At 52.3% G+C, this 3628-nt stretch carries 6 protein-coding genes and 1 pseudogene; all 7 read left to right on the top strand.

The features are described 5' to 3' along the window. Positions 1 to 229, top strand: a 229-nt coding sequence (locus CINSTRO3249_RS14085) for an integrase core domain-containing protein (protein WP_143146879.1), incomplete at its 5' end; no start/stop codon positions are given. 37 nt (positions 230 to 266) lie between these two features. Next, positions 267 to 755, top strand: a pseudogene (locus tag CINSTRO3249_RS14080) (EscR/YscR/HrcR family type III secretion system export apparatus protein); the annotation flags it as partial. Next, entirely contained in the window at positions 752 to 1021 is a 270-nt protein-coding gene (locus tag CINSTRO3249_RS14075) for an EscS/YscS/HrcS family type III secretion system export apparatus protein (RefSeq protein WP_011411135.1), read from the top strand. The pseudogene CINSTRO3249_RS14080 and the gene CINSTRO3249_RS14075, both read left to right, overlap by 4 nt. Continuing rightward, the gene (locus CINSTRO3249_RS14070; protein ID WP_074013725.1) at positions 1018 to 1788 is read left to right on the top strand and encodes an EscT/YscT/HrcT family type III secretion system export apparatus protein; all 771 of its coding nucleotides are present in this window, start codon (positions 1018 to 1020) and stop codon (positions 1786 to 1788) included. Before CINSTRO3249_RS14075 ends, CINSTRO3249_RS14070 begins: the two co-directional genes overlap by 4 nt. Next, positions 1781 to 2845, top strand: a complete 1065-nt coding sequence (locus CINSTRO3249_RS14065) for an EscU/YscU/HrcU family type III secretion system export apparatus switch protein (RefSeq protein ID WP_074013724.1) — start codon at positions 1781 to 1783, stop codon at positions 2843 to 2845. Before CINSTRO3249_RS14070 ends, CINSTRO3249_RS14065 begins: the two co-directional genes overlap by 8 nt. Before the next feature lie 137 nt (positions 2846 to 2982). Beyond that, the gene (locus tag CINSTRO3249_RS17315) at positions 2983 to 3213 is read left to right on the top strand and encodes a hypothetical protein (RefSeq protein ID WP_174249799.1); all 231 of its coding nucleotides are present in this window, start codon (positions 2983 to 2985) and stop codon (positions 3211 to 3213) included. Positions 3214 to 3305: 92 nt separating this feature from the next. Then, the coding region (locus CINSTRO3249_RS14060; RefSeq protein WP_254304374.1) for a helix-turn-helix domain-containing protein at positions 3306 to 3628 on the top strand (323 nt) is incomplete at its 3' end.

Below are 3628 nucleotides of genomic sequence, written 5' to 3'. Positions count from 1 at the left end.
CGGCGACTCCTACGATAATGCGATGGCAGAGAGTATCAACGGGTTGTACAAAACGGAGGTTATCCACCGCGGGAGCTGGAAAAACCGGACGGAAGTGGAGTTGGCCACGCTGGACTGGGTGGACTGGTACAACAACAGAAGGCTGCTCGGGCGGCTGGGTTACATCCCTCCTACTGAAGCCGAAATGAACTATTACGCTTTGCAATTAGCATCAGAGGAAGCGGCGTAGTATTGCCAAAATTACTCTCTAATAAACTCGGGGTTATTCACTATACGGTCTGGCGCTCATACTGTCGCTGTTCATCATGGCCCCGACGGCATTGGCGGTCAAAGCGCAGTGGCATCCGGTGGCCGCGCCCGGTGACCCCCCCTGGGCCAGCGGTTGGGACGGTAAAGCGCTCACGCCCTACCGCCAATTTTTACGCCGCAATGCGGAGGAAAAAGAGATCCGCTATTTTCATCAGCTGGTGACCAAAACCTGGCCGGAAGAGGCGCGCCGTCGGGTCAGGCCGGACTCGCTCCTTATCCTGCTGCCGGCGTTTACCGTAAGTCAGCTCAGCCAGGCTTTCCGTATCGGCCTGTTAATTTACCTCCCCTTTCTGGCCATCGATCTGCTGGTATCCAATGTATTATTGGCGATGGGGATGATGATGGTCTCGCCGATGACGATCTCACTGCCGTTTAAACTGCTGATTTTTATGCTGGCGGGGGGATGGGATTTGATCCTGTCGCAACTGGTGCAGAGCTTTTCATGAACGACGCCGCCCTGACCCATTTGGTAACACAATTGATGTGGATTGTGCTTATCACCTCCTTACCGGTGGTGCTGGTGGCGTCTGCCGTGGGCATCCTGGTGAGCTTGTTTCAGGCGTTAACGCAAATTCAAGATCAGACGCTGCAATTCATGATAAAGCTGCTGGCGGTAGCGATAACGCTCATGGCCAGCTACCCCTGGCTGGGAGGGATTTTGCTGGGCTATACCCGGCAGGTGTTGCTGCAAATAGGGATGCGCGGCGGATGACAGCGCTTACGGATGGGTTGGTGACGGTGGCGTTCGCGCTGATTCGTCCCCTTGGCTTGACATTGCTGTTCCCACTGCTTAATAGCCGCAGCCTCGGCAGCGCCTTGATAAGAAACGGCGTATTATTGGCGCTGGTTATCCCCATGCTGCCGCTGGTGTATGACCAGGCGGCGCAGCTTCGCGGTTGGGGTTGGCTGCAGCGCGTGCCGGGAGAATTGCTTATCGGCGTCATCCTCGGGTTTTGCGCCGCCATTCCGTTTTGGGCGGTGGATATGGCCGGGTTTCTTATCGATACGCTGCGCGGCGCCACAATGGGATCGGTTTACAATCCGGCGATGGCGATGCAAACTTCGCTGTTTGGCCTGTTATTCAGCCAATTCCTGTGCGCACTGTTCTTTCTCGGGGGCGGCATCAATCTGCTGCTCAGCGCGCTCTACGATTCTTATCGCGCCTTTCCGCCGGGCGCCACGCTGGTACTGGACCGCAAGCTGTTTGATTTCATTCTCACCCAATGGCAGCTCCTTTATCGTTTGTGCCTGAGTTTTTCGCTGCCGGCGGTGCTCAGTATGATATTGGCGGATTTGGCGCTGGGTTTAATCAACCGTTCCGCCCGACAGTTAAACGTATTCTTTCTCTCCATGCCGATTAAAAGCGCATTGGCGCTTTTGCTCCTGCTCCTGTCATTACCTTATGCCTTCCATCACTACCTGCAGGAGACACAAACGCTGTACCAGGCATTAACCAAAGCGTGGCTCCGGCATGGGTGAAAAAACCGAAAAGCCGACCGAGAAGCGCCGACGCGACCGCCGTAAAGAAGGGCAGGTGATCAAAAGCAATGAAATCACCTCCGGCGTGCAACTGGCGGCGATATTTCTTTTCTGGCACTTGTTTGCCGAGGCGGTGCTGAGTCGGGTATCGACGCTGATAGTCCTGTCGATAAACCTGATAAATCGTCCTTTCCAGTTTGCCTTAAATCAGCTGTTGCATGTTGTGCTGTCGTCGGCCGGATTGTTGTTTGCGCTATTTGGCGGTATGCTAGCGCTAGCCACCGTTGGCAGCGTAGTGCTGCAGATAGGGTTCCTCCTGGCCAGCAAGGCCGTGGGCTTTAAAGGCCGGCGCATTAATCCGGTCAGTAATCTCAAACAGATTTTTTCACTGCATAGCCTGGTGGAATTGTGTAAATCCGCCGGCAAGGTCGTGGTGTTGACGCTGATTTTTGCCGGCCTGTTTTATTATTATGCGCCGACGTTTCAGGCGCTACCCTTTTGCAATAGCCACTGCGCATTGCCGCTGTTTACCACTTTCATCCGCTGGATGTGGTTTGGCTTAATCGGCTTTTATATTGTCCTCGGCATACTCGATTACGCTTTTCAGGCCCATAACACCCTGAAACAGCAAAGAATGAGTAAGGAAGAAGTCAAACAAGAATATAAGGATGCAGAAGGCGATCCCTACATGAAACAACGCCGGCAGGAAATGCAGCATGAGATCCAAAGCGGCAGTCTGGCGCACAATGTTAAAAAGTCGGCCGTCGTGATACGTAATCCGACCCATATTGCGATTTGCCTGGGGTATCATCCGCACGATATGCCGGTGCCGCAGGTGCTGGACAAAGGCATGGCGGCACGTGCAGGCCAAATTGTTGACCTGGCGCAACGCGCCGCCGTGCCGGTTGTGGAAAATGTTCCCCTCGCTCGGGCGCTTTTCCAGCATGTCGGCTGCGGCGACAGAATACCTGAAACCCTGTTTGAACCGGTTGCGGCACTGTTGCGTATGGTTCTGGAAATTGACTATCAATGCGATGAAAAAACGGTAAAATCATGAGCTGTGATAAACCGTAGAATAAGCTAAACCTCTTTTGCATCGTCACAGGGGAATTATCTGCTTGACCTCATTGTCAATGGATTATCCCCTGCACGGTAGCGCGTTCAAGACTCGAAAAATGATAGAAGGAACTGTCTATGAGGACTGCAGCACATACATCATCAGGGAAGGTGAATATGGCTATTTCCGCCAGCCTGGCCGGAAGAATGATAGCTGGCGATCAAAGTGTGTATCACTTCAATATATGGCGCAAATCGGTAGATTTCATCAGGTATATTCTAACCGGTCGGTCGTTACAAGAAGATTATGAAGTTTTATTTAACATATTAAATATTAACCGCCCGCGCATTGTAGCACCAATATTATAATGTCACTTTTTAACCATTTAGAAATGTCACTTTTTGCGTCATAAAGGATAAAACCCTTTTGCTGCAACAAGGACATTCGGATGTTGGTGACTATGTCAGATAAAGAATTAAGCCGTGTTAATGTCATTCAGGCTGTTTGTCAAAAACGGCTCAGGCGGCGTGACGCATCGGCACAACTGGGGTTGACCGAGCGGCAGATACAACGGCTCGTCAACCGCTATCGCGAGTCAGGGGCAGCAGGACTGGCTCATGGTCACAGGGGAAATCAGGGCAATCACTGCTTGCCTGAATCCTTTAAACTGCGCGTATTGGCGCTATTGCATGAAAATTACAGTGATTTCGGCCCGACACTGGCGGCTGAAAAGCTGAGAGAACGCCACGATATTGTGGTTTCCGTTGAAACTCTCCGCACATG

Source organism: Candidatus Sodalis sp. SoCistrobi, from assembly GCF_900143145.1.
GTDB lineage: Bacteria > Pseudomonadota > Gammaproteobacteria > Enterobacterales > Enterobacteriaceae > SoCistrobi.
This window is presented reverse-complemented; position numbering and strand designations above follow the sequence as displayed.